At 67.0% G+C, this 23,767-nt stretch carries 24 protein-coding genes; 11 read left to right on the top strand and 13 right to left on the bottom strand.

The window, feature by feature from the left end; all coding sequences use genetic code 11:
• Window positions 1-170 precede the first annotated feature (170 nt).
• Together G7Y85_RS13040 and G7Y85_RS13035 are read left to right on the top strand one after the other, a co-directional pair.
• Complete coding sequence (locus G7Y85_RS13040; RefSeq protein ID WP_166257683.1) at window positions 171-1,772, top strand: DUF1302 domain-containing protein; 1,602 nt, start codon at window positions 171-173, stop codon at window positions 1,770-1,772.
• A 19-nt stretch (window positions 1,773-1,791) separates the two neighbouring features.
• A complete protein-coding gene (locus tag G7Y85_RS13035; protein WP_241696157.1) occupies window positions 1,792-3,159 on the top strand; it encodes a DUF1329 domain-containing protein in 1,368 nt (455 codons plus the stop codon).
• A gap of 227 nt (window positions 3,160-3,386) precedes the next feature.
• On the opposite strand, the gene G7Y85_RS13030 is transcribed toward G7Y85_RS13035, so the two are convergent.
• From G7Y85_RS13030 to G7Y85_RS13005, 6 genes are all read right to left on the bottom strand, one after another.
• Window positions 3,387-3,755: a TfoX/Sxy family protein gene (locus G7Y85_RS13030; protein ID WP_166257677.1), complete on the bottom strand. Its 369-nt coding sequence runs from the start codon at window positions 3,753-3,755 to the stop codon at window positions 3,387-3,389.
• 10 nt (window positions 3,756-3,765) lie between these two features.
• Window positions 3,766-4,194, bottom strand: a complete 429-nt coding sequence (locus G7Y85_RS13025; RefSeq protein ID WP_166257674.1) for a ribosomal L7/L12 family protein — start codon at window positions 4,192-4,194, stop codon at window positions 3,766-3,768.
• 77 nt (window positions 4,195-4,271) lie between these two features.
• On the bottom strand, window positions 4,272-4,550 hold the full coding sequence (locus tag G7Y85_RS13020) for a hypothetical protein (RefSeq protein ID WP_166257671.1): 279 nt from the start codon (window positions 4,548-4,550) through the stop codon (window positions 4,272-4,274).
• Between the two features lie 74 nt (window positions 4,551-4,624).
• Window positions 4,625-5,080, bottom strand: coding sequence for a GNAT family N-acetyltransferase (locus G7Y85_RS13015; RefSeq protein WP_166257668.1), 456 nt, complete (start codon window positions 5,078-5,080; stop codon window positions 4,625-4,627).
• 56 nt (window positions 5,081-5,136) lie between these two features.
• Window positions 5,137-5,742, bottom strand: a complete 606-nt coding sequence (locus tag G7Y85_RS13010; RefSeq protein WP_166257665.1) for a hypothetical protein — start codon at window positions 5,740-5,742, stop codon at window positions 5,137-5,139.
• A 64-nt stretch (window positions 5,743-5,806) separates the two neighbouring features.
• Window positions 5,807-6,568 (bottom strand): SDR family NAD(P)-dependent oxidoreductase, encoded by a 762-nt coding sequence (locus G7Y85_RS13005; protein WP_166257662.1) that lies wholly within the window; start codon window positions 6,566-6,568, stop codon window positions 5,807-5,809.
• A 215-nt stretch (window positions 6,569-6,783) separates the two neighbouring features.
• On the opposite strand from G7Y85_RS13005, the gene G7Y85_RS13000 reads away from it, so the two are divergent.
• The 5 genes from G7Y85_RS13000 (at window position 6,784) to G7Y85_RS12980 (ending at window position 13,259) form a co-directional block, all read left to right on the top strand.
• Window positions 6,784-7,545 (top strand): SDR family NAD(P)-dependent oxidoreductase, encoded by a 762-nt coding sequence (locus G7Y85_RS13000; protein WP_166257659.1) that lies wholly within the window; start codon window positions 6,784-6,786, stop codon window positions 7,543-7,545.
• Window positions 7,546-7,665: 120 nt separating this feature from the next.
• On the top strand, window positions 7,666-8,154 hold the full coding sequence (locus G7Y85_RS12995; RefSeq protein ID WP_166257656.1) for a nuclear transport factor 2 family protein: 489 nt from the start codon (window positions 7,666-7,668) through the stop codon (window positions 8,152-8,154).
• Between the two features lie 22 nt (window positions 8,155-8,176).
• Window positions 8,177-8,689, top strand: a complete 513-nt coding sequence (locus tag G7Y85_RS12990) for a hypothetical protein (protein ID WP_166257653.1) — start codon at window positions 8,177-8,179, stop codon at window positions 8,687-8,689.
• Window positions 8,690-8,900: 211 nt separating this feature from the next.
• Window positions 8,901-10,100 (top strand): efflux RND transporter periplasmic adaptor subunit, encoded by a 1,200-nt coding sequence (locus G7Y85_RS12985; RefSeq protein ID WP_166257650.1) that lies wholly within the window; start codon window positions 8,901-8,903, stop codon window positions 10,098-10,100.
• A 6-nt stretch (window positions 10,101-10,106) separates the two neighbouring features.
• A complete protein-coding gene (locus G7Y85_RS12980) occupies window positions 10,107-13,259 on the top strand; it encodes an efflux RND transporter permease subunit (RefSeq protein ID WP_166257648.1) in 3,153 nt (1,050 codons plus the stop codon).
• Window positions 13,260-13,395: 136 nt separating this feature from the next.
• Here G7Y85_RS12980 and G7Y85_RS12975 read toward each other — a convergent pair whose 3' ends face one another.
• Window positions 13,396-14,646: an NADH:flavin oxidoreductase/NADH oxidase family protein gene (locus tag G7Y85_RS12975; protein WP_166257645.1), complete on the bottom strand. Its 1,251-nt coding sequence runs from the start codon at window positions 14,644-14,646 to the stop codon at window positions 13,396-13,398.
• 72 nt (window positions 14,647-14,718) lie between these two features.
• On the opposite strand from G7Y85_RS12975, the gene G7Y85_RS12970 reads away from it, so the two are divergent.
• Window positions 14,719-15,138 (top strand): MerR family transcriptional regulator, encoded by a 420-nt coding sequence (locus G7Y85_RS12970; protein ID WP_166257642.1) that lies wholly within the window; start codon window positions 14,719-14,721, stop codon window positions 15,136-15,138.
• 91 nt (window positions 15,139-15,229) lie between these two features.
• Here G7Y85_RS12970 and G7Y85_RS12965 read toward each other — a convergent pair whose 3' ends face one another.
• Window positions 15,230-15,601: a VOC family protein gene (locus tag G7Y85_RS12965; RefSeq protein ID WP_166257639.1), complete on the bottom strand. Its 372-nt coding sequence runs from the start codon at window positions 15,599-15,601 to the stop codon at window positions 15,230-15,232.
• 345 nt (window positions 15,602-15,946) lie between these two features.
• Here G7Y85_RS12965 and G7Y85_RS12960 point away from each other — a divergent pair, with 345 nt between their 5' ends.
• Complete coding sequence (locus tag G7Y85_RS12960; protein WP_166257636.1) at window positions 15,947-17,701, top strand: histone deacetylase family protein; 1,755 nt, start codon at window positions 15,947-15,949, stop codon at window positions 17,699-17,701.
• Between the two features lie 267 nt (window positions 17,702-17,968).
• A complete protein-coding gene (locus tag G7Y85_RS12955; protein WP_166257633.1) occupies window positions 17,969-18,403 on the top strand; it encodes a protein tyrosine phosphatase family protein in 435 nt (144 codons plus the stop codon).
• A 55-nt stretch (window positions 18,404-18,458) separates the two neighbouring features.
• Here the strand turns inward: G7Y85_RS12955 and G7Y85_RS12950 are convergent, their stop codons facing one another.
• Both G7Y85_RS12950 and pyk read right to left on the bottom strand, forming a co-directional pair.
• Window positions 18,459-19,160, bottom strand: a complete 702-nt coding sequence (locus G7Y85_RS12950) for a glycerophosphodiester phosphodiesterase (protein WP_166257630.1) — start codon at window positions 19,158-19,160, stop codon at window positions 18,459-18,461.
• A gap of 48 nt (window positions 19,161-19,208) precedes the next feature.
• Window positions 19,209-20,645, bottom strand: coding sequence for a pyruvate kinase (pyk, locus tag G7Y85_RS12945; RefSeq protein ID WP_174839775.1), 1,437 nt, complete (start codon window positions 20,643-20,645; stop codon window positions 19,209-19,211).
• Between the two features lie 88 nt (window positions 20,646-20,733).
• Between pyk and purT the strand changes: the two genes are divergently transcribed.
• On the top strand, window positions 20,734-21,924 hold the full coding sequence (gene purT / locus G7Y85_RS12940) for a formate-dependent phosphoribosylglycinamide formyltransferase (RefSeq protein ID WP_166257627.1): 1,191 nt from the start codon (window positions 20,734-20,736) through the stop codon (window positions 21,922-21,924).
• A 13-nt stretch (window positions 21,925-21,937) separates the two neighbouring features.
• On the opposite strand, the gene G7Y85_RS12935 is transcribed toward purT, so the two are convergent.
• The 3 genes from G7Y85_RS12935 to G7Y85_RS12925 form a co-directional block, all read right to left on the bottom strand.
• Window positions 21,938-22,231: a hypothetical protein gene (locus G7Y85_RS12935; RefSeq protein WP_166257624.1), complete on the bottom strand. Its 294-nt coding sequence runs from the start codon at window positions 22,229-22,231 to the stop codon at window positions 21,938-21,940.
• A gap of 16 nt (window positions 22,232-22,247) precedes the next feature.
• Window positions 22,248-22,571, bottom strand: a complete 324-nt coding sequence (locus G7Y85_RS12930) for a YbjQ family protein (RefSeq protein ID WP_166257621.1) — start codon at window positions 22,569-22,571, stop codon at window positions 22,248-22,250.
• 228 nt (window positions 22,572-22,799) lie between these two features.
• Window positions 22,800-23,675: a pirin family protein gene (locus G7Y85_RS12925; RefSeq protein ID WP_166257618.1), complete on the bottom strand. Its 876-nt coding sequence runs from the start codon at window positions 23,673-23,675 to the stop codon at window positions 22,800-22,802.
• Window positions 23,676-23,767 lie beyond the last annotated feature (92 nt).

Genomic DNA, 23,767 nt, shown 5'->3' with positions numbered 1-23,767 from the left:
GCAGGTCTGTCGGGCAGCTTGCGCGGCGTGCTGCGCGGCGTCCTCGTCCGAGTGCAGACATGGCGACGGCGCGCCGCCGCTCGTCACTTCACATATCTCAGTTCAGACGAGGATGCGTCGCAAAGCCCGCTCCTATGCTCGCGGCGCCAACAGGGCAGGAGGAGAAAATCATGATCATGAAACATCCGCCGGTGTCGTCACGCACGATCATCGCGCGGCTCGCCGCGTCGCTGATCGCCGTCGCCGGCATCGACGCGGCACAGGCCGGATCGTTCGATCTGCCGGGCGACACCGACGCGCAGTACACGCTGACGCTGGGCTATGCGCTGGCGATGCGTACCGGGGGTCGCGCCCCGGCGCTGATCGACGGGCCGGTCGATCCGGCCACCGGCATTCCGACGACAGCCAATGGCGATGACGGCGATCGCAACTTCAAGGCCGGCAGCCTGATCAACGACCGCGTCAGCGCGCTTGGCGAGCTGTTCCTCACGCACGGCAATGTCGGCGCCGTGTTGCGCGGCGACGCGTTCTACGACGATGTCTACCATCGCCGCAACGACAACGATTCACCGGACACGGTCAACAAGGACGGCGAGCACGATCGCTACACGCAACAGGCGCGAAAGTACGACGGCGGTCGCGTGCGGCTGCTCGACGCCTATGCCTGGGCCGATCACCGTTTCGGCAGCACCGGCGTCGATCTTCGCGTCGGCCGTCAGGTCGTCGCCTGGGGCGAAAGCCTGTTCTTCTCCGGCATCGCGTCCGCGCAGGGGCCGGCCGACGCGACCAAGGCCAACGTGCCGGGCGTCGAGGTCAAGAACATCCTGCTGCCGGTCGATCAGGTTTTCACGCAGATCAGCTTCGCCGGTGGCCTGAGCCTCGCCGCGTACTACCACCTCGAATATCAGCCGACCGAACTGGAACCGGCCGGCGCATACTTCTCGACCAGCGATGTGGTCGGTCCCGGCGCACGGCTGCTGCATGTCGCCTATGGCTACGACATCCCGCGCGGTCACGACCAGCGACCGAGCGATGGCGGCCAATACGGTCTCAGCCTCAAGGCCCAGCTGACCGGCGCCACCAATCTCGGTCTGTACTGGTTGCGCTATCACGACACCAATCCCGCCGTGCTGCTGGATGTCGCCGAAGTCGCGCCCGGCAGCTATGCGCCGGTGTCGTACCACATCCGCTACTTCGACGGCATCGACATGGCGGCGGCGAGCTTCTCGACGCGGCTCGGCGCGGCGAATGTCGCCGGCGAAGTGAACTGGCGCGACGGTGCGACCGTGCTGGTCGACACCGCGCTCGGCCCGACCGCGACGCGCGGCAAGCTGGTGCAGACGCTGGTCTCGTCGATCTACACGATGAGTCCGAATGCGCTGTCGCAGCAGATCGATCTGGTCGGCGAAGCCGGCTATCTGCATCTGGCCGGTGTCGACGCGGCGTCCGGCAGCAAGACGCTCAGCAATGACCGCGACGCCTGGGCGGTGTCGGGCATCGCGACGCTGAACTATCGCAATGTCTTTTCGCAGTGGGATCTGGCGCTGCCACTGACGTTCTCGCTGCTGCATGGCACGCCGGCGCTGGCCGGAGCCTTCGGCAGCCTGTACGGCGACGGCGACATGCGCGCCAGCGTCGCCGGCAATTTCACCTACCTGCAGAACCTGCAGATCGGCGCCAGCTACAACGCCTTCCTCGGTTCGGCGAACGCGGCCAAGCGTCCGTACGCCGATCGCGACTACATGGCGATCAACCTCAAGTACAGCTTCTGATCGCCCGGAGATGAACAGCATGACCAGGAAAATGATGTACACGCTGGCCGCGATCGTGCTCGGCACGCTGGCTGCGCAGAGCGCATTCGCGAAGGTATCGGCCGAGCAGGCCGCACAACTCGGCGGCGACAAGCTGACCTGCATGGGTGCCGAGCGCGCCGGCAATGCCGACGGCTCGATTCCCGCGTACAGCGGCAAGTGGCTCGGCGCCGCGTGGCCGGGCGCCACGCAGAACGGCTACAACCCCGGGCCTTATGCGGACGAAAAGCCGCTGTTCACGATCGACAGCGACAATCTCGCGCAGTATGCCGAGCGGCTGACCGAGGGTCAGAAGGCGCTGCTCAAGCGCTATCCGAAAGCCTTCACGATGCCGGTCTACGCCAGCCATCGCGACTTCCGCTATCCGGACTGGGTTTGTGACGCGGTCAGGAAAAACGCGACGAGCGCCGAGCTGGTGCACGACGGTCTCGGCTTCACCGGCACGACCGGTGGCATTCCGTTTCCGTTCCCCAGTGACGGGCTCGAAGCGCAGACCAACATGCAGAACCCGCATCGCGCCTGGACCGAGCAGGGCATCCTCGACCAGTTCGTCGTCTATCCGAACGGCAATCGCGCACCGGGCCGCGTCGTCTACAAGATCCTGTCGGTCTGGAACGACCCGAAACATCGCGGCAGCAATCAGGACGAAGTGAATTCGTACTTCTATTCGGAAACCTTGCTGCCGGAGCGCGACAAGGGTGCGATCACGCTCGGCTGGACGCCGAACGACAACAGCATCGACCGTCAGGCCTGGTTCTACAGCCCGGGCACACGTCGTGTGCGGCAGGCGCCGGAGTTCGGCTTCGACACGCCGCAGGGTGCCGGCGGCTTCCGCACGGTCGACGACGATCGCCTGTTCAACGGCTCGCCCGAACGCTACGACTGGCAGCTGCTCGGCAAGAAGGAAATCTACGTGCCGTACGACAGCTTCAAGCAGAACGATCCGGCGGTCCGCTACGACCAGCTGCTGCCGCCGAGCAGCGTCAATCCGCAATACATGCGCTACGAGCTGCACCGGGTCTGGGTGCTGGAGGCGACCGTCAAGCAGGGCTATCGACACATCTACGCGAAGCGCCGCTTCTACGTCGACGAAGACAGCTGGCACGCGCTGTGGGTCGACAACTACGACGCGCGCGGCCAGCTCTGGCGCGCGAGCATGGTCAACTACTTCTACTCGCCGGCGATCGAGGGCTTCCAGGCCGGTATCGCGATCTATCACGACCTGACTGCGAACGCGTACTACGTCGATCGTCTCGTCAACGAATCGAAGCAGTGGTGGCAGCTGAACCAGGGCGGCCTGAGCGCCGACATGTTCTCGCCGGACGCGGCGTCACGACACGGACACTGAGCATCGCGCGCAAGGCACGGTGCGAGATACCGTGCCTTGCGCGCGTGCCGGCATGACGGTCGGCTCGCGCCACGATGCGCGGCAGGGAAGGGCTGAATCACGCCGGCTTCGTCGTTGCGGGAAGACGAAGGCGACGACGCAATCCCGCGGCGCCCGGCGCGAACGATGCTTCCGGATCGCCACGGTCGCTTCGCGATCTCGCGACGACGGACCCGTTCGGAAGTTTCTCAGGTCTTGCGACGGCTGCGCCGGGCAGCGGGCGCCTTGCCACGGCGGACCGCGGCGATCGACGCGCTGGCAAATGCCAGGAGGCGTTCGGGCTCATCGAGCACTTCGGCCGGCACCCGGTAGTAGCGCCGGCTGATGCCGAGGCCGGTCTTCTTCTGGTAGGTGAAAGCTCCGCTGCCGAGCGCCTCGTATTCGCGCCGTGTCTGTTCGTCGACCACGAAATACAGTTCGCCGCTCATCAGGATCGCGAAGAAGGTTTCGCCGGCACGCAAGCCGATGCCGCCGAACATGCGCGAATGACTGAGCGACGGGATCGGCGACAGCTGATCGAGTACGAACGCGGCGAATTCCGGCAGGCGGGCAGGCATGGCGCGTCGCCTAGGTTGCGAACCGCCAATAGCACGCGATCGCGAGGGCCGTTGCGATGATCGCGAACAGGAACTTTCGCCACAGCGTGCCGCGCATGGCGCCGAGTCCGGCGAGCAGTTCCGGATGCTCGTCGACGTAGGCGTCGACGATCTGCTTCGCGTCCTTCAGACCGATGCGCCGTTGCTCGCGGACGGCGCGGATCGCGTCGATGCGCCGGCCCTGTCGCAGTGCCAGGATCGCCTGCAGCGGCAAGTCCGATGCGGGTGCTGCCGCCGACGGCGACGGCATGGCTCGACCGGCGACATGGGCGTCGACGAGCGCCCTGGCTTCCTGCAGGCCGAGCCCGGTTTCTTCGCGCACGCGTTTGATCGCCTCGATCGGATTGCCGCTCTGGATCGCGGCGGCAACGGCGGCAGAGATGGGACTGTTGTTCGACACGCGCTGGACCTCGGGATCGGCAAGGACCCGGCTGTCAGCCGCAGCGGGTCATTTGGCGCAAGGGATGCGGCACCGGCTCAACCCAGCTGCGTGATGCCGGCGGCGCTCAGGCGGAACGCCAGCTCGGCGGACGCGATCGACGAGGCGTCGCCGTTTTCATGGATCACCGTGACGCGACCGAGCGCCGGATTGACGACGATGCCGCGCATGCCGTCGAGCCAGGCGCCCAGCACCGTGCGCGCACGCTGCATGGACGTGTCGCCGGTCACGGCCTGACCCGGCGCTTCGACTTCCTTGCCGAGTTCGATGATGCGCTCGGCGGTGGCCTTGACCTTGCTGTCGGTATCGCTGCTCACGCGGGCTCTCGCTGTCGGGATTCGATGGGGACAATCATTTAACCGCAAATGGCGCGTCCTTGTGCCAGCGACGATCACAGGCTGCGCGTCATGAACACGCTGTACGGATCTTCGATGTAGTTCGCGAACGGCCCGCAGAAGCTGAAGCCGAAACGCGCGTACAGCGCATGGGCCGGCCGGAACGCCGCGGCGCTGCCGGTTTCGAGACTGAGGCGCCGATAGGCGCGGCGCCGCGCTTCGTCGAGCAGGTGCTCCATCAGCCGCGCCGCGACGCCCTGGCGCAGATGGGCGCTGACGGTGCGCATCGACTTGATCTCGCCGTGCGCCGCGTCGAGCTGCTTGAGCGCGCCGCAACCGAGCAGGGCACCGTCGCGCCAGACGCTCCAGAATGTGATTTCCGGCTGGCGCAGCCCGTCGAGATCGAGGGCATGAATGCTTTCCGGCGGCGAGTGCAGCGTCATGCTCTGGCGATGATCGAGCAGCAGCTGGATGATCTCGGAACCGCGCAGATCGTCGACCCGAATCTCCATGAAAGTTCCGGCCGTGGATGCCCGCGAGCAGCTTAGCGCACGGCGGCGTGCGCGCGTCAGTCCGCCGTCGCCGGCGGGCGCCCGGCCGCGATCGCGCGCAGCCCGTGCAGGGCAGTGGCCCAGAGGATGGCGGCGTTGAGCATCGCTTCGGTTGCCACCAGCAGGTTCGGTGCCATCCAGTCCCGGTGCAGCGCCAGCGCGGTGGCGGCGGCGAGCAGCATCATGGCGCCGCCGCAGGCCCAGTACGACGGCACGTCGAGGAAGCGCGCCATCGGCAGGAAATGCAGGCCGACCACCAGCGAGATCGCCGGTATCCAGTAGACGTGCAGCGACGGCGCTGCGAGCAGGTTGATCGCCAGATTCAGCAGCACGATCTCGAACACGAAGTTGATCCAGAAGCGGACCCAGACCCTGCGGTTCGCCATCCGCTGCGCCGCGTCCGGCGCCGGCAGGCCGCGGCTTGCGGCAAGCAGGCGGCGCGCGCGCTGCAGCAGCACGGCGGCGATCACGAGACCGACGATCGCGATCGGAATGCGCGCGACACCGCCGAGCAGACTCAAGCCGTAAGCCAGCCAGCCGACGCCGATCAGGGTGCCGATGCGGGTGCCGATGCCGCGGCTGCGCAGAATCTGTCCGCGTGATCGCTGGGCAACGGGTGTCATCGGCGAGCCTCGTTCGGAAACCGGGCCTCGATTGAAGCGCGTCCGCGCGCCTGACGCAAAAAGCTCAGCGCGCGAGGAAGCCGCCGTCGGCAGCCAGCACCGCGCCATTCACGTACGACGCGCGATCCGAGCACGCCCAGACCACGACGTTGGCGATCTCCTCGGCGCTGCCCACGCGACCCGCCGGCACCGTGCTGGCGGCCATGTCGCGAAACGCCGGTACGGCCATCACCTGCTCGATCATCGGCGTTTCGATGAAGCCGGGGGCGACGGCGTTGCAGCGGATGTTCTGCGCGCCGTATTCGACGGCGATGGTCTTGGTCAGGCCGACGACGCCGTGCTTGCCGGCGACGTAGCCGGGAATGCCGGCGAGCCCGATCTGTCCGGCGATCGACGCGGTGTTGACGATCGCGCCGCCGCCGTTGGCGAGCATCGCGCGGATCTGCGCACGCAGGCCGTAGAACACGCCGGACAGGTTGACCGCGATCATGCGGTCCCAGAGCGCCAGCGGGTAGTCGATCGTGCCCGGCGGGATCGGGCCGTCGGAAATGCCGGCGTTGTTGAACGCACAGTCGAGCCGGCCGTAATGCGTCACGGCGGCATCGACCAGCGCCTGGCATTGCGCGGCGTCGGCAACATCGGTGCGCTGGAAAAAGACGTCGTTGCCGCACGACCGCAGTTCCGCAACCAGGGCGGCGCCGGCCGCGGCATCGAGATCGGCGAGCGCCAGCTTCGCGCCTTCCTCGGCAAAGCGCATTGCGGCGGCGCGGCCGATGCCGCTGGCGGCGCCGGTGATGATGGCGACCTTGTTCTGCAATTCCTGCACGGCAGGCTCCTCGGGGTCCGGTGTCGTTGGCTGCGGTTCTGAGCGTCACGCTGCGCGGCGCTCGCCGCGAGCGGAACGCCACTGTCGACCGCTGTACCGCCGCGCGCTTCGTCCGCTTGCAGAGGTACCCCGCGCTCGTCCCTATGGGGGAGGCCCTGCCGGCACCGGCCTGCGCATGATCGGCGCCATTGCATGAACGGATAAAGGAGAGCGGCATGGCGAAGTTCGCGAACGGTGCGGTACTGGTGTTCGGCGGCAGCGGGGGCATCGGCCAGGGCGTGGCGAAGACCTTTGCCGAGGCCGGCGCCGATGTCGCGATCGCCTATCGCTCGAAAAAGGAGGTCGCCGAGCGCGTTGCCGGCGAGATCGCCGCGCTGGGTCGCAAGGTGACGACGCATGCCACCGACGTGACCGAGGCCGCGCAGGTCAAGGCGACGGTCGCCGACGTGCTGAAGGCGCACGGCCGCATCCACACCGTCGTCTGGGCAGCCGGCCCGGTCGTCGAGCAGGTGCCGTTGGCGGAAGCCAACGAGGCGCTGTGGAAGCGCTCGATCGACATCGAGGTTCACGGTTTCTATCACGCGGTGCAGGCGACGCTGCCGGCAATGCGTGAAGCCGGCGGCGGCTCCTACGTGCACCTGGGTTCGGCCGGCCACGTCTGGTTTCCGCCGCGCGATGGCCTGTCGGTGGTGCCGAAGGCGGCGAACGAGGCCTTCATCAAGGGCATCGCCAAGGAAGAAGGCCGCCACAACATTCGTGCGAATTCGGTGCTGGTCGGCGTCATCGAGGCCGGCATGTTCCTCGAGCTGACGAAGCGCGGCGTGTTCGATCAGGCCTGGATCGACGAAACCCACAAGCTGCTGTGCCTGAAGCGCTGGGGCCAGCCTGAGGACATCGGCAACGCCGCGGTCTATCTGGCGACGGCGGACTACGTGACCGGCCAGCAGATCAACGTGTCGGGCGGCTTCGGCGTCTAGACGAGCGCCGCTCTTGCGGCCTGGAATGGCCGACAACGGTTCGTCCGGACGCATGAGGCTGCGCATCCGGCTTCGCGCGACAGTCGCCCTCAGCCGAACAACACAAGACGAGGAGTCACGATGTCCCTGCCGCTCGAAGATATCGAACTGATCAAGCGCCTGAAGTACGCGTACTGCCGCTGCATCGACACCGCCAACTTCACCGAAATCCGCGATCTGTTCACCGAAGACGCCAGCGTGCGCTATGTCGGCGGCAGCTACGTGTTCGAGGCGCAGGGCCGCGACACCATCATCGAAGCGCTGTCGAACGCGTTCCATGCCGATGCGATCGCCGTGCATCACGTCAATCATCCGGAGATCGATTTCCAGTCACCGACCGAGGCGACCGGCGTCTGGTATCTCAAGGACTGGTTCTGCGATCTGCGCAACAAGATCTACACCGACGGCACCTCGTTCTACCGCGACACCTACGTCAAGCAGAACGGCCAGTGGAAGATCAAGCGTGCGACCTACGAACGCGTGTTCGAGATCGTCACGCCGTTCACCGAGCCGCCCAACATCACGGCGCACTACCTGGCCAAGCACGGCAAGAAGCTGCCGCCGGCCTGAAACCTCGTCGGAGGATGACGCGATGAACGCAGACGATTCCCGCATGCCGGTCTCGCTCGTGCTCCGCGATCTGTTGGTGATCGCGCTCAGCATCTTCCTCTGGCAATGGAGCCACGCGCTGCACGATGCGGGCGCGGCGTCCGCGATGGCGGTCGCGATCGTTGCCGGCCTGCTGCTGCCGGTGTCGGCGTACTTCGTCCACGAGTGGGGGCATCTGAGCGGCGCGCTCGCCAGCGGCAGCCGCGTGCATTTCCCCCGCAATGCGGTTGCGGTCTTCCTGTTCCGTTTCGACGTCGACCAGAACGACCGTCGCCAGTTTCTGGCGATGTCGGTGGGCGGCTATGTCGCCAGCCTCGTCGTCGTCGCCTTGCTGCTGGCAACCCTGCAGTTGCGCTATCTCGCCGACCAGATCGCGCTGACGCTGACGGCGATCGGCGTGCTCGCGACCTTCATCCTCGAACTGCCGCCGTTCTACAAGGTCTGGCGTGGCGCACCGCTGCCGCACGGCGCGGCCTTCGTTTCCGAGCGCGACTAGCCGCGAATCCACCCGTGCCGTCCGGCAGCCGCCGGCGGGTCGGACCTTCGTCGCCGCGATTCGCCGAAACGCCGTGCCGAACGGTGCCGGCTAATCAAATTTGCCGTCTGGCCGTCGCGTCGGCACACTGACTGCGGTTCGTGAGCCGGTGAAGCGCGCGCGCGTACGACGCCGTCTCGTTTCGACGCCTCCCAGTCAGACGCACGAGGCCATGCCCATCATCGATTTCCCACTGGCGCGTCGCGGTCGTCTGGCGTCGCTGGCCGGCGCCCTGAGCGTCGCCCTGCTGCTCGGCGCGTGCGGCAAGAAGGCCGACGCGCCGCCGCCCGCGCCGACCCAGGTCACGGTCGTCACGCTCAAGCCGCAGGCGGTGCCGCTGACCACCGTGCTGTCCGGGCGTACCAGCGCCTATCGCACGGCCGAAGTCCGTCCGCAGGTCGATGGCGTGATCCGCAAGCGCACGTTCACCGAAGGCGGCATGGTCAAGGCCGGCGAGCCGCTCTATCTGATCGATCCGGCGCCCTATCAGGCACAGTACGACAGCGCGCGTGCCGCGCTTGCGCGCGCCGAGGCGACGGCGAAGTCGGCCGAGTCCGCCGCCACGCGCAGCCAGGCTCTGCTCGACGCCAGGGCGGTCAGCGAACAGAGCAATGAGGACGCGGTCGCCGCGCGCGATGCCGCGAAGGCCGACGTGGCGTCGGCGAAGGCGGCGGTCGAAACCGCGCGCATAAAACTCGTCTACACGCGCGTGCTGGCGCCGATCAGTGGCCGCATCGGGCGCTCCGGTGTCACCGAAGGGGCGCTGGTCAGTGCCGGGCAGAGTACGGCGCTGGCCACGATCCAGCAGCTCGATCCGATCTATGTCGATGTGCCGCAGCCGAGCACGATGCTGCTGCGCCTGCAACGCGAATTCGCGAGCGGCCAGTTGAAGAAAGCCGGCGACCGGCAGGCCGAGGTGCATCTGCAACTCGAAGACGGCAGCGACTACGCCAGCGCCGGCACCTTGCAGTTCAGCGAAGTCACCGTCGATCCGAGCACCGGTTCCGTCACCTTGCGTTCGATCTTTCCGAACGGCGACGGCCTGCTGCTGCCCGGCATGTTCGTCAAGGAAACGATCCAGGAAGGCGTGTCGCCGGACGCGCTGCTGGTGCCGCAGCAGGGCGTGACGCGCGATCCGACCGGCAAGGCGACGGCGCTGGTGGTCGGTGACGGCAACAAGGTCGAATTGCGTACGCTGACGACCGCGCGCACGGTCGGCGATCAGTGGCTGGTGACCGACGGCGTGCAGGCCGGCGACAAGGTGATCGTCGAAGGCCTGCAGAAGGTGAAGCCGGGCGCCGAAGTGCGACCGGTCGAGCGCGGCAGCGAAGACGCGGCCGGTCCGGACGCTGCGCCAGCCGGGAAGCCGTAAGCGGCAATGGTCAACTTCTTCATCGACCGCCCGATCTTCGCGTGGGTGGTGGCGATCATCCTGATGCTGGCCGGCGCGCTGTCGATCCGCACGCTGCCGGTCGCGCAGTATCCGGCGATCGCGCCGCCGTCCATCTCGATCAGCGTCAGCTATCCCGGCGCGTCCGCGGAGACCGTGCAGAACACGGTGACGCAGGTCATCGAGCAGCAGCTGTCCGGCATCGATCGCCTGATGTACTTCTCGTCCGAGAGCAACAAGGACGGCAGCATGACGATCACGCTGACGTTCTCGCAGGGCACCGATCCGGACATCGCGCAGGTGCAGGTGCAGAACAAGCTGTCGCTGGCGACGCCGCAGCTGCCGACCGAAGTGCAGCTGCAGGGCATCCGTGTCGCCAAGGCGACCAAGAACTTCCTGCTGGTCGTCGGCTTCGTTTCCACCGACGGCAGCATGAGCCGCACCGACATCGGCGACTTCATCGTCTCGCATGTGCAGGACCCGATCAGCCGCACCGCCGGCGTCGGCGACTACCAGGTCTTCGGCACGCAGTACGCGATGCGCATCTGGCTCGACCCGGCCAGGCTCGAGAGCTTCCAGCTGACGCCGGTCGACGTGGAAAACGCGATCGCCGCGCAGAACGTGCAGATCTCGTCGGGCGAACTCGGCGGCCTGCCGGCGGTGAAGGGCCAGCAGCTCAATGCGACGGTGATCGGCCCGACGCGCCTGACCTCGATCGACGACTTCAGGAAGATCCTGCTGCGCGTCAATGCCGATGGCTCGCAGGTGCGGCTTGAAGATGTCGCGCGCGTCGCGCTGGGCGGCGAAAGCGAGGCGATCAACGCGCAGTTCAACGGCAAGCCGGCGTCGGGCATCGCCATCAAGCTGGCGAGCGGCGCGAACGCGCTCGACACCGCCGACAATGTGCGTGCGACGATCGACAGCCTGCGGCCTCAGTTTCCGCCGGGTCTGGAAGCGGTCTATCCGTACGACACCACGCCGTTCGTGCGCCTGTCGATCGAGGAAGTGATCAAGACGCTGTTCGAGGCCATCGTCCTGGTCTTCCTCGTCATGTATCTGTTCCTGCAGAACCTGCGCGCGACCTTCATCCCGACCATCGCCGTGCCGGTCGTGCTGCTGGGCACGTTTGCCGTGTTGTCGGCGGCCGGATTTTCGATCAACACGCTGACCATGTTCGGCATGGTGCTGGCGATCGGCCTGCTCGTCGACGATGCCATCGTCGTCGTCGAGAACGTCGAACGCGTGATGGCCGAGGAAGGCGTCTCGCCGAAGGAAGCGACGCGACGCTCGATGACGCAGATCACCGGCGCGCTGGTCGGCATCGCGCTGGTGCTGTCGGCGGTGTTCCTGCCGATGGCGTTCTTCGGCGGCTCCACCGGCGTTATCTACCGGCAGTTCTCGATCACCATCGTCTCGGCAATGAGCCTGTCGGTGCTCGTGGCGCTGATCTTCACGCCGGCCCTGTGCGCGACGATACTCAAGCCCGTCGAGGCGGGCGAGACGCACGAGCGGCACGGCTTCTTCGGCTGGTTCAACCAGAAGTTCGATGCCGGCAATCGCCGCTATGAAAGCGGCGTGCAGCGCTTCCTCAAGCGCAGCGGCCGCGTGCTGCTGATCTATCTGGCGATCATCGTCGTCATGGGCGTGCTGTTCACGCGCATTCCGCGCGCGTTCCTGCCGGACGAGGACCAGGGCATCATGTTCGTGCAGGTCACCGCGCCGCCCGGCGCGACCGTCGCACGCACCGACGAAGCACTGCGTCAGGTGCGCGAATACCTGCTCAACGACGAGAAGCAGGCGGTGAAGTCGATCTTCACGATCAGCGGCTTCAACTTCAGCGGCCGCGGCCAGAATTCCGGCATGGCCTTCGTCAGCCTCAAGGACTGGGCGGAACGCTCCGGCAAGCAGAACAAGGTGCAGACGCTCGCGGGCCGTGTCATGAAGCACTTCGCGTCGTATCGCGACGCGCAGATCTTCGCCGTCGCACCGCCGGCCGTCACCGAACTCGGCAACGCCACCGGCTTCGACTTCGAGCTGCAGGATCGCGCCGGCCTCGGCCACGCCAGGCTGATGGAGGCGCGCAACCAGTTCCTCGGCCTCGCCGCCAAGAGCAAGAAGCTGGTGGGCGTGCGCCCCAACGGTCTGTCCGACGAGCCGCAGTACAAGGTCGACATCGACTGGGAGAAGGCGCGCGCGTTCGGCCTTGCCACCAGCGACATCAACGAGACGCTGTCCGCCGCCTGGGGCTCGGCCTACGTCAACCAGTTCATCGATCGTGGCCGCGTCAAGCGCGTGTTCGTGCAGGGCGACGCGCCGTCCCGCATGACGCCGGATGATTTCGGTCAGTGGTACGTGCGCAACGCCAGCGGCGAGATGGTGCCGTTCTCCGCGTTTGCCAGCGGCCACTGGACCTACGGTCCGCCCAAGCTCGAACGCTTCAACGGCATCTCCGCGACCGAGATCCTCGGTCAACCCGCGCCGGGCCTGAGCACTGGCGAGGCGATGGCGGAAGTGGAAGACCTGCTCAAGCAACTGCCTGCCGGCATCGGCCACGAATGGACCGGCCTGTCATTCGAGGAGCGCCGTTCCGGCGCGCAGGCCCCGGCGCTGTACGCGATCTCGCTGCTGATCGTGTTCCTCTGTCTCGCCGCGCTGTACGAGAGCTGGTCGATTCCGGTGTCGGTGATGCTGGTCGTGCCGCTCGGCGTGATCGGCGCCGTGCTCGCCACGCTGCTGCGTGGCCTCGGCAATGACGTCTACTTCCAGGTCGGTCTGCTGACGACGATCGGCCTGTCCGCGAAGAACGCCATCCTCATCGTCGAATTCGCCAAGGCCAATTACGACGGCGGCATGGGCCTGATCGAAGCGACCGTGCATGCCGCCCACCAGCGCCTGCGCCCGATCCTGATGACCTCGCTCGCGTTCATTCTCGGCGTCATGCCGCTCGCCATTTCCACCGGCGCCGGCTCCGGTGGCCAGAACGCGATCGGCACCGGCGTGATCGGCGGCATGCTGACGGCAACGGTGCTCGCCGTGTTCTTCGTGCCCGTGTTCTTTGTCGTGGTCCGCAAGCTCGTCGAGGGCGACAAGGTCAGGCTGGAGAGCGCCGAGACTGCGCACGACGATCGCCAAGGCAAGTGACCGCCGGGACCGGTAGCTGGAGTGAGCGTGGCGATCGCCAGCATCATGCGCTCCGTCATTCCGGGCTGCTCCCGTCGCGCAGTTGGATACCCTGACGCCGAATCGCCGGTGTTCCCCGGAAGAACGGAGCCGGACCCTATTGGGACTTCTGCCGTGCCTCGGCCAGCGACTGCGTCCAGCGGCGATATCGCCTGGTCTGCATTGCCGTCAGTGCCTGCTGCTGCACCAGTGCCCAAACCGGATGAACCTCCGGTGCCGTCGGGCGGCCCAGGCTCATTCGGCGCAATTGATGCTTGACCACAGCCATGTACGCCGTCGCGGCGAGCGGCTTGTTCTTCCATTCGATCGGGCGCAGGGTCGGGGCCAGGTCGCGGCCCGCCATCCATTCCGAGGGCAGGTGCGGGTCCAGCGCCAGCGCCGTCGCCATGCCGACGACGGAAATCCCGCTGTTCAAAACCTGCTCGGCGATCTGCGGGCGGCGGATGCCGCCGGTCACCATGATCGGCATGCGCGCGACGGAGGCGATGTCTTCGGCGAATTCGAGGAAGTACGCCTCGCGCGCGAGGGTTCTGCCGTCTCTCGCCTGTCCCTGCATCGCCGGCGCCTCGTAGCTGCCGCCCGACAGTTCGATGAGGTCGACTTTCAGCGCGTTCAGATATTGAACGACTTCCTTGGCGTCGTCCGGGCTGAAGCCACCGCGCTGGAAGTCGGCCGAGTTGAGCTTCACGGACACCGAGAACTTCGGCCGCACGGCCGCACGTACGTCGCGAACGATGTCGACCAGCAGGCGTGCGCGGCTGCAGGCACTGCCGCCCCAGTCGTCGCTGCGGAGATTCGTCAGCGGCGACAGAAACTGGCTGAGCAGATATCCGTGAGCCGCATGAATCTGCACGCCATCGAAGCCGGCCTGCTCGGCCAGCAGCGCACTCGCGACGAAATGCGATCGTGTCGACGCGATGTCGCGCCCGGACATCGCCCGCGGAACCGAAAAGCGCCTGGAAAAGGAACCCAGATCGAGCGGCACGGCTGAAGGCGCGAGGGTCTGTTGACCCAGCGCCGCCGCCATCTGCCGGCCCGGATGATTGATCTGCATCCAGACCTGCGCGCCGCCGGCGCGCGCGGTCGCCGACCATCGCCGGAAGCGGTCCAGATGGCGGTCATTCTCGAGGACGACGCCTCCGGGCCCGGTCATCGCGTGGCGATCGACCATCACGTTGCCGGTGATGATCAGACCGGCGCCGCCCTCGGCCCAGGCCCGGTAAAGCGCGATCAGGGCGTCCGATGGCGCGTGATCGGCGTCCGCCATGTTTTCCTCCATCGCGGCTTTTGCGAGGCGGTTGGGGATGATCGTGCCGTTGGGAAGTTCGAGCGGCGCCAGCAGTTTCATTCGGGGCTCTTGATGCAGGGATCACTGAAACATTAGCCTTAAAGTCAGCTTCAAGGTCAAGAGACGGAAAACATGAAAATCGGCGAGCTGGCAGAACAGACGGGTCTGGCGCCCTCGACGATTCGCTTCTACGAGGCGAAGGGCCTGCTGGGCAGAATATCGCGCCAGCCCAATGGCTACCGCGAGTACGCGCCGGACGCGCCGCTGGTCTTGAAGATCATCAGCTCGGCGCAGCTGGCGGGGTTTTCTCTCGACGAGGTGCAGCGCGTCTTGCCGACCGACCTGACGGGCTGGCGGCACGATGAACTGATCGGCGCGCTGGAAGCGAAGATCGCGAACATCGAAGCGGCGGAGCGGCAGCTCGCGCGCAACAAGAAGGACCTGCGGCGATTGCTCCGTGAAATTCAGGCCAAGCCCGCGGACATCGATTGCGCGGAGAACGCGCGACGCCTGATCACGAAAATGGCGAAGGCGGGGCGCAAGGCGCGGTAGTCATTCCGCACCCGCAGACGGCAGTGCCCCGAATGCGCACGGCGCGCAGCGTCCTGGCTGCGCGCCTGGCGCCTTTCAAGCGGCTGCCGCATCAACCCAGGCAGAACGCCGCCAGCTTGTTGCCATCCAGATCGCGAAAATACGCGAACTCGCCGAAGCCGCCGCGCGCGCCGGGAGCGCCGTCGCAGGTCGCGCCGAGCGAGAGCGCCTTGGCATGCCACTTGGCGACCTGTTCCTTGTCGTCGGCCTTGAACGCGACCATGTTGCCGTTGCCGATCGTCGCCGGCTGATCGTTGTACGGTCGGGTGATCATGACCATCGCGCCGCCGCCGAGCTGGTAAATCAGACCCTTCGGTGTCGGCATCAAACGCTTGCCGCCGAACTCGCCGAGCAGGGCATCGTAGAAGGCGGTCGCGCGGTCGAAATCGTTGGTGCCGATGCACACATATCCCACTGCTGCCATGTTGCGTTCTCCTGCTTTCTGATTATCGGGACGCCGAGTCTCGCCGAAGCCGCCGCTCGCCGGCAAACGCCCGGAAAATGGCGTCCGGCAGCTGGCAGGACGGCATCCGGAATCGCGGCCGTTGCGCTAGGGCCTGTTAACGCGATGGCAATCGCTGCGCCAAAACGGCCCCGCCCCATTCGGGTTGCGCCAGCAATCGCGCCATGCGACGTTACGAGCCTTGCGCTTGGCGCCACCAAGCCCTGCGGCTCCTGCCTTGCCTGGCGCGATTGCTGGCAGCAACGCAGCGATCGTCCATAGCGTTAACAGGCCGTAACGTAAGGCCATCCGCTGCGGAGTGTGTCGATGCTGCGCATACGCAAGATTCACGATGACCACAGTGTCGCCAACCGCGACGTCATCGCGCAGGTGCAGGAGATCCTGCGGGCGCAGTTTCCCGGCGCGCAAAACCGCGATGTCGACAAGATTCCGCTGCAGCTGCGCGATCCGTTCCAGTACCGCTATCAGTCGGTGCTGCTAGTGGCCGAAAGTGCACTCGGCAAGGTCAAGGGCTTCGCCATGCTGCTGCACATGCCGGACGTGCAGGCGGTCTTCCTCGAACTGATCTCGACCGGGGCCGACGTGACCGGCGGCGGTCTCGGAGGCGGGCTGTACGAGCGCGTGCGCGAGGAAGCGGCCGCGCGCGGCGCGCTCGGTCTGTTCTTCGAATGTTCGGTCGACGATCCGGCCGTCATCCGCGATCCGGACAAGCTGGCGCAGAACCGGCAGCGCCTGAAGTTCTACGAGCGTTTCGGCGCGCGGCCGATTGCCGACAACGCCTACGACACGCCGGTGTTCGAGGGCGATCAGGATCTGTATTACCTGATGTACGACGCGCTCGGCAGCACGCAGCCCTTGCGACGCGAGGTGCTGCAGCCGATCGTCAGCGCGATCCTCGAGCGCAAGTACGCGCATCTGATCCCGGCGGCCGACATTGCCAAGGTCGCGGAATCCTTCAAAAGCGACATCGCCGAGCTGCGGCCGCCGCGCTACCAGCGTCGCGTCGCCAGCGCGCCGGCCACGCCAGCCGAAGGGCCGGGTCGCATCGCCCTGCTGGTCAACGCCGATCACGACATCCACCACATTCGTGATCGCGGCTATGTCGAGGCGCCGGTGCGCATTCCGCTGATCCTCGAAGAACTCGACAAGACCGGGCTGTTCAAACGCGTCGAGGCCCGGCACGCGCCGCAGGCCTTGCTGCTGAAGGTGCACACGCGCGCCTATCTCGATTACCTGCGTGATGCCTGCATCCAGCTGCCGCCGGGCAAGTCGATCTATCCGGTGATCTTTCCGGTGCGCAATCTGCAGCGCCCGCCCAAGGATCTGGAACTGCAGATCGGCTATTACTGCACGGACACCTTCACGCCGCTCAATGCCAACGTCTACCGAGCGGCGCGCGGCGCCGTCGATTGCGCGCTGACCGGGGCGGAGCTGCTGTTCGAGGGCTTTGATCTGGCCTATGCGCTGGTGCGCCCGCCCGGTCATCACGCCGAGCGCCGCGTGTTCGGCGGCTTCTGCTATTTGAACAACGCCGCGATCGCGGCCGAGTATCTGAGCCAGTACGGGCGCGTCGCGATCCTCGATCTCGACTTTCATCACGGCAACGGTCAGCAGGACATCTTCTACGAGCGCGCCGACGTGTTCACGGTGTCGATCCACGGCGCACCGCCGGCGGCGTATCCGCACTGCTCGGGCTTTGCCGATGAACGCGGCCAGCTGGCGGGCGAGGGCGCCAATCTCAATCTGCCCTTGCCCGAGACGATCACCGCCGAGCGCTATCGGCAGACGCTGCACAAGGCGCTCGCGGCGATACGCGAATTCGGACCGGCGTTTCTGGTGGTGTGCCTGGGCCTCGATACCGCGAAGGCCGATCCCACCGGCAGCTGGCCGCTGATCGCGAAGGACTTCGACGGCAATGGCCGGCTGATCGGCGCGCTCGGTCTGCCGACGCTGATCGTGCAGGAAGGTGGCTACCGCACGCGCACCCTGGGCGTGAACGCGCGCAGCTTCTTCGAGGGCCTGTGGGCCGCGCACCGGGCAGGCGACCGCGGCCCGGTTTGATCGGATACCGCGGTCGGGGCGGTGGGTACCGCGGCGCTACTGGATCGCGCTGTCGGCACTCGATCCTCTCGCACGTCAATGCGATCGGGCAACGACGGTTGTACCGGCCGTGCGAAGGGTGGGCCTGAAATACGGGCCGTGCGACGGCCGACGTTCGTGCGGCCTCGATGCCGGCGTCCGTGCACAGCCGCGCGGCGGCACGGCAATCGCCGAGGCCGGGAGCAGGCGCTAAGCTTGCCGCCCTGTTTTCACGCCGGAGTCACCGTCATGCTGCTCCCCGAATTGCCGAATGCCGGCCAGCCGTTCCCGCAGGTCTCGACCGCTGGCCGGCCGTCGCCGGACGATTTCCTGCTGGCCAAACAGCGCGGCGTGACGCGCGTCATCAATCTGTGTCCTCCGGCCGAGCCTTGCGCGTATGACGAGGCGGAGCTGATGCGCGAGCTCGGGCTCGAATACGTCAACATTCCCGTTGCCGGCGCCGCCGACCTCAACGAAGACAACGCGCGTCAGCTGGCGATCGCGCTGGAGAACATCCAGGGCGCGGCGCTCGTGCATTGCGCGAGCAGCAATCGCGTCGGCGCGCTGTTTGCGGTCAAGGCGGCCAAGCTCGACGAAATGGGCGTCGACGCGGCGCTGGAGATCGGCCGTGCAGCGGGCCTGCGGGCGATGGAGCCGGCGGTACGGCAGTTGCTCGGCGGCTGAAGCGCGCTGTGGCTGCAGGCGTCGTCGAAACCGCTGGTCGCGGCTGGCGACGCTCCTACAGGAGCGAGAGGGCGCGATCGGGGTAGTCGGTGAAGATGCCGTCGACACCGAGCGACATCAGGCGACGCATCTCGTCCGGCTCGTTGACGGTGTAGACGTGGAGCTTGAGTCCGCGCTCGTGGGCGTCGGCAATCAGCTTTTCGTCGACGAATTCGCTGGAGATCGACAGCACGCTGGCACCGAGTTCGATGGCCGGCCCGGCCCAGTCCAGCGGGACGCCGCAGATCAGCGCGCCGATGGGCACGTCCGGCAGCAGGGCGTGGAATTCCCAGAGTTCCGGGTGGTGGAACGACGAGACGCAGAAGCGTTCGACCGGCCAGCCGTCGGCGAGATATTCGCGCAGCACGCCGGCTACTGCCTGCGCGCAGCCGTTCCAGGTCTTCAGCTCGATGTTGACGCCGGCCCGGTTCTCGATCAGGTCGAGCGCATCGCGCAGCGTCGGGACGTCCTGGCCGCCGGTGCGCAGGGCGCGGATCTCGGCGCAGTCCATTTCCGTGAGCAGGCCGCGGCCGCCGGTGGTGCGATCGACGCTCAGGTCATGCATCAGCCACAGCTCGCCGTCGGCGAGCTGCACGTCGAACTCCAGCCAGTGCGCGCCGAGGCGGATGCCGGTGTCGAGCGCGAGCAGGGTGTTCTCGGGCGCGTGGCCGCGCGCGCCGCGATGGCCGATGACGGTGAGCGAAGCGGGATCATTCATGGCGCGTTCTCCTGGGCTTCGTCGGCTGGCTTGCGGCGCGTCCGCGTCTCAGGTCTCGCCGACCTTCATGATCTTCATCGTGTTGGTGCCGCCGGCGGTGACGCCGTCGCCCTTGGTCACCAGCACGCGGTCGCCATCGGCAACCGCGCCGCGGTACTTCAGGATCGCGATCGCCTCCATGGTCTTGACCAGGCCGGGCGCCGCCTCGTTGTGGGTCTCGAACGCGACCGGGTAGACGCCGCGACACAGCGCCATGCGCCGTCGCGTCTTTTCCTGCGGCGTCAGGGCGTAGATCGGAATCTGGTTTTCGCTGCGCGACATCATCAGCGCCGTTGCGCCGGACTCGGTCATCGCGACGATCGCGCGGGCATGCATGTGGCGCGCGGTCCAGGCCGTGGCCATCGCGATCGCCTCGTCGGTGCGCGCGAAATGCGTGTCGAACGTCAGGCCGCGGCGCTGCGTCGCCGGTGATGCAGCCTCGGCGCCGACGCAAACGCGCGACATCGCCTCGACGGTCTTCACCGGATATTTGCCGGCCGCGGTTTCGGCGGACAGCATCACCGCATCGGTGCCGTCCATGACGGCATTGGCGACGTCGAGCACTTCGGCGCGGGTCGGAATCGGGTTGCTGATCATCGACTCCATCATCTGCGTCGCGGTGATGACCATTTTGTTCTGCTCCAGCGCCTCGGCAATGATGCGCTTCTGCCAGCCCGGCAGCTCCGCGTCGCCGATCTCGACGCCGAGATCGCCGCGCGCGACCATCACCACGTCGCTGACGGCGACGATCTCGCGCAGCACCGGCAATGCCTCGGCGCGCTCGATCTTGGCGACCAGTGCGCAATGCCCGCCGGCCGCTTCGACCAGTTGCCGTGCCTCGATCATGTCGGCGGCGGCGCGCGGGAACGAGACGGCGATGAAGTCGACATCGAGGGCGACGGCGGTGCGCAGGTCCGCCTTGTCCTTTTCGGTCAGAGCCGCGGCCGACAGGCCACCGCCCTGTTTGTTGATGCCCTTGCGGTTCGACAGCACGCCGCCGATCAGCACCGTGCAATGCACGCGCGTGCCGGTGACCTGGTCGACGCGCATCGTGATCGCGCCATCATTGAGCAGCAGCACGTCACCGGCAACGACATCGCGCGGCAGCTCCTCGTAGGCGCAGCCGACGATATCGGCATCGCCGGCCTGCGCGCCGAGCGCGGTGTCGAGCGTGAAGCGCTGGCCTTCCTGCAGATCGACGGGGCCGGCGGCAAACGATTCGATGCGGATCTTCGGGCCCTGCAGATCGGCGAGGATGCCGACATCGACGCCCAGTTCCTGCGCGGCGCGGCGCACCTGTGCGGCGCGGCGCTGCTGATCCTCGGCCTTGCCGTGCGAGAAATTCAGGCGCACGACATCGACACCTGCGGCGAGCAGCTTGTTCAGGACGGCGGGGTCATCGGTGGCGGGCCCCAGGGTGGCGACGATTTTCGTGCGACGGATCATGGTTTTTGAAGTTCTCCGAATACAATCAGTTTATGCCCATGACGCGTCGCCGGCAGCGCCGCACGCAAAACAGTTTCGGAGAATCTCGATGACGATTTTCGGTACGCCGCTGACGGCAGGCGCAACGCGGGTCCTGCTGCTCGGCTCCGGCGAACTCGGCAAGGAGGTCGTGATCGAATTGCAGCGGCTTGGTGTCGAGACGATCGCCGTCGATCGCTATGCCAATGCGCCGGCCATGCAGGTCGCGCATCGCAGTCATGTCATCAACATGCTCGACGGCGACGAAATCCGGCGCGTGATCGAACTCGAAAAGCCGCAGCTGATCGTGCCGGAAATCGAGGCGATCCACACGCCGACGCTGCAGGCGCTGGAGCGCGAAGGCCATGTCGTGATTCCGACCGCGCGCGCCGCGTGGCTGACGATGGATCGCGAAGGCATCCGTCGTCTGGCCGCCGAGGAGCTCGGCCTGCCGACCTCGCCTTACCGTTTCGCCGCTACGGTCGAGGAATATCGCGATGCGGTCGCCGCGCTCGGCATGCCCTGCGTCGTCAAGCCGGTGATGTCCTCGTCCGGCAAGGGCCAGTCGGTGATACGCAATGCCGCCGATGTGCAGAAGGCCTGGGACTACGCACAGGCCGGTGGCCGTGCCGGCCGGGGCCGCGTCATCGTCGAAGGCTTCGTGCCCTTCGAATACGAAATCACGCTGCTGACGGTGAAGCATGCCGGCGGCGTGTCGTTCTGCGCGCCGGTCGGCCATCTGCAGATCGACGGCGACTACCGCGAGTCCTGGCAGCCGCAGGCGATGAGCGCGGCGGTGCTGAAGCATGCGCAGGACATCGCCGGCAAGGTCGTCGATGCGCTGTGTGGCGAGCACGGCCGTGGCCTGTTCGGCGTCGAGCTGTTCATCCGCGGCGACGAGGCGATCTTTTCCGAGCTGTCGCCGCGGCCGCATGACACGGGTCTGGTGACGCTGATCTCGCAGGATCTTTCGCAGTTCGCGCTGCACGCGCGGGCGATCCTCGGCCTGCCGATTCCGAACATTCGCACGCGCGGCGCGGCGGCCAGCTGTGCGGTGTTGTTCGAGGGTGATCGCAAGGCGCCGCGCTATGCCGGCGCCGCCGAAGCGCTCGCCGAGCCGGACACGCAGCTGCGCCTGTTCGGCAAGCCGGAGATCGTCGGCAAGCGCCGCATGGCGGTGACGCTGGCGCTGGACGAGACCGTCGATGCGGCACGTGCCAAGGCGCGACGCGCGGCGGCGGCGCTCAAGCTGGCCGACTGAAACGCTGCCGCGCTCAGCGCGACGGCAGCTTCACGTAGTGGCGCTCGCCGCTGCGCGGGTCGTACCAGACCTCGGTGAGCGCACCGCTCTCCGGATCGACGAAGCGCTCGCCCGTTGCCTGCCAGCGCGGGTCCGGGGCATCCGGCCGCGCGGCCTTGTAACGCCAGCGCTCGTAGCCGATGCCGGCGGTCAGCAGCAGGCCGGCGAACAGCAGATGCGGCAGGATGGGATAGAAGCCGATCGCCGCGCAGACGGCGGCCGCGAGCAGCAGCAGCACGCCGATGGTCAGCAGGACTTTCCTGAGCACGATCGTCGCTGCCGCTTCAGTTCAGCGCTTCGAGCTTGACGGCGGTACCGTAGGCGACGATCTCGCTCATGGTCTGCGCCATCTCGGCCGAATCGAAGCGCATCATGATCACCGCATCGGCGCCCATGGCGTCGGCGTTCTTGACGAGACGATCGACCGCGTGGCGGCGTGCCTCTTCGAGCATCGCCGTGTATTCGTGAATTTCGCCGCCGACGATGGAGCGCAGGCCGGCCATCAGATTGCCGCCGATGCCGCGGCTGCGCACGACGACGCCGAATACCTGGCCCAGGGTCTTGCTGACGCGATAACCGGCGACGTTTTCGGTGGTGACGACAATCATGGCGCTACCTCACGGTTTCGGGTTCCGGCCTACTGTAGCCTGTGACGGCCGCCGCCTGATGACAGCCGCCGCTCCGGTCGCCGATTCCGGCCGCTGCGCCGGCGAACCGCCCCGGCAGCGCATGAACACCGACGGCGCCGCCTGTTGTGGCCACGAATCATCGCCGCTCGCGCCGCTCCTGCCGCATGTGCACGCCTTGGCAGGAGCGTGCGCGAGCCGCGAGCGCGATCAGCGCCGCTCCGGCAGTGGAATGAATTCGGTTTCGCCGGGTACCTGCGCAAAACGCTGCGCGGCCCAATCGGCCCGGGCCTGTTCGATGCGCTCGGGGCGACCGGACACAAAGTTCCACCAGATGTGCCGGGCGCCCAGCGGCTCGCCGCCCAGCAGCATCAGATGGGTGTCGGCCACGGCGCGCACGCTGACGGCGGCGCCTTCGGCAAAGACCGGCATCGCGCTTTCGGCGAAACGGCGGCCGGCAATCTCGATGCCGCCGCTCACGACATACAGCGCCCGTTCCCGGTAGTCATCCGGCAGGCTCAGCGTGGCACCGCTGCGCAGATGCGCTTCCACGTAGAAGGTGGGCGAGGCGCAGTGCACCGGCGATTGCAAGCCGCAGGCGGCGCCGGCGATCACGCGCAGGCGCACGCCGTCGGCGTCCCGGCCCGGCAGCGCGCTGGCGGGATAGTGGACGAACGCCGGATCGCATTCCTCGGCATCGTCCGGCAGCGCCACCCAGGACTGGATGCCGTGCAGGCGCGCGCCATGCTCGCGGGCGGCGGCCGGGCTGCGTTCGGAGTGAACGATGCCGCGCCCGGCGGTCATCCAGTTGAGATCGCCCGGCACGATGGTCTGCACGCTGCCGAGCGAATCGCGATGATCGATCGCACCTTCGAACAGATAGGTGACGGTGGCCAGGCCGATGTGCGGATGCGGGCGCACGTCGGTGCCGCGGCCCGGCGCGAAGTTCCAGGGGCCCATGTGATCGAAGAAGATGAAAGGGCCGACCATCAGGCGATGGCCGATCGGCAGCACGCGGCGTACGGTGTCGCCGTCACCGAGGTCGCGCACGCGGCCTTCGAGAACATCGATGATGGAATCGCTCATGCGCGTGCCCGCGGACAGGGGCCTCAAGCATAAGCGAAGGGCTGCGGCCGCATCGTGACCGTGCGGGTGCACGGCCACGATGCGCTGGCCGG

Origin of the sequence: Solimonas terrae (assembly GCF_011067135.1) — a bacterium.
GTDB lineage: Bacteria > Pseudomonadota > Gammaproteobacteria > Nevskiales > Nevskiaceae > Solimonas > Solimonas terrae.
The sequence above is the reverse complement of the archived record's forward strand: the minus strand, read 5'-3'. Positions and strand labels throughout refer to the sequence as shown.

What these genes read in the sequence shown, in the direction of transcription:
- G7Y85_RS13010 (WP_166257665.1), bottom strand. Translation starts at nt 5,742, where the DNA reads ATGACACCCGTTGCCCAGCGATCACGCGGACAGATTCTGCGCAGCCGC.
- G7Y85_RS12975 (WP_166257645.1), bottom strand. Translation starts at nt 14,646, where the DNA reads ATGAAACTGCTGGCGCCGCTCGAACTTCCCAACGGCACGATCATCCCC.
- purT (WP_166257627.1), top strand. Translation starts at nt 20,734, where the DNA reads ATGACGATTTTCGGTACGCCGCTGACGGCAGGCGCAACGCGGGTCCTG.
- G7Y85_RS12970 (WP_166257642.1), top strand. Translation starts at nt 14,719, where the DNA reads ATGAAAATCGGCGAGCTGGCAGAACAGACGGGTCTGGCGCCCTCGACG.
- G7Y85_RS12985 (WP_166257650.1), top strand. Translation starts at nt 8,901, where the DNA reads ATGCCCATCATCGATTTCCCACTGGCGCGTCGCGGTCGTCTGGCGTCG.
- G7Y85_RS12995 (WP_166257656.1), top strand. Translation starts at nt 7,666, where the DNA reads ATGTCCCTGCCGCTCGAAGATATCGAACTGATCAAGCGCCTGAAGTAC.
- G7Y85_RS13030 (WP_166257677.1), bottom strand. Translation starts at nt 3,755, where the DNA reads ATGCCTGCCCGCCTGCCGGAATTCGCCGCGTTCGTACTCGATCAGCTG.
- G7Y85_RS12925 (WP_166257618.1), bottom strand. Translation starts at nt 23,675, where the DNA reads ATGAGCGATTCCATCATCGATGTTCTCGAAGGCCGCGTGCGCGACCTC.
- G7Y85_RS12965 (WP_166257639.1), bottom strand. Translation starts at nt 15,601, where the DNA reads ATGGCAGCAGTGGGATATGTGTGCATCGGCACCAACGATTTCGACCGC.
- pyk (WP_174839775.1), bottom strand. Translation starts at nt 20,645, where the DNA reads ATGATCCGTCGCACGAAAATCGTCGCCACCCTGGGGCCCGCCACCGAT.
- G7Y85_RS13040 (WP_166257683.1), top strand. Translation starts at nt 171, where the DNA reads ATGATCATGAAACATCCGCCGGTGTCGTCACGCACGATCATCGCGCGG.
- G7Y85_RS12960 (WP_166257636.1), top strand. Translation starts at nt 15,947, where the DNA reads ATGCTGCGCATACGCAAGATTCACGATGACCACAGTGTCGCCAACCGC.
- G7Y85_RS12980 (WP_166257648.1), top strand. Translation starts at nt 10,107, where the DNA reads ATGGTCAACTTCTTCATCGACCGCCCGATCTTCGCGTGGGTGGTGGCG.
- G7Y85_RS12950 (WP_166257630.1), bottom strand. Translation starts at nt 19,160, where the DNA reads ATGAATGATCCCGCTTCGCTCACCGTCATCGGCCATCGCGGCGCGCGC.
- G7Y85_RS13000 (WP_166257659.1), top strand. Translation starts at nt 6,784, where the DNA reads ATGGCGAAGTTCGCGAACGGTGCGGTACTGGTGTTCGGCGGCAGCGGG.
- G7Y85_RS13015 (WP_166257668.1), bottom strand. Translation starts at nt 5,080, where the DNA reads ATGGAGATTCGGGTCGACGATCTGCGCGGTTCCGAGATCATCCAGCTG.
- G7Y85_RS12930 (WP_166257621.1), bottom strand. Translation starts at nt 22,571, where the DNA reads ATGATTGTCGTCACCACCGAAAACGTCGCCGGTTATCGCGTCAGCAAG.
- G7Y85_RS12990 (WP_166257653.1), top strand. Translation starts at nt 8,177, where the DNA reads ATGAACGCAGACGATTCCCGCATGCCGGTCTCGCTCGTGCTCCGCGAT.
- G7Y85_RS13035 (WP_241696157.1), top strand. Translation starts at nt 1,792, where the DNA reads ATGACCAGGAAAATGATGTACACGCTGGCCGCGATCGTGCTCGGCACG.
- G7Y85_RS12955 (WP_166257633.1), top strand. Translation starts at nt 17,969, where the DNA reads ATGCTGCTCCCCGAATTGCCGAATGCCGGCCAGCCGTTCCCGCAGGTC.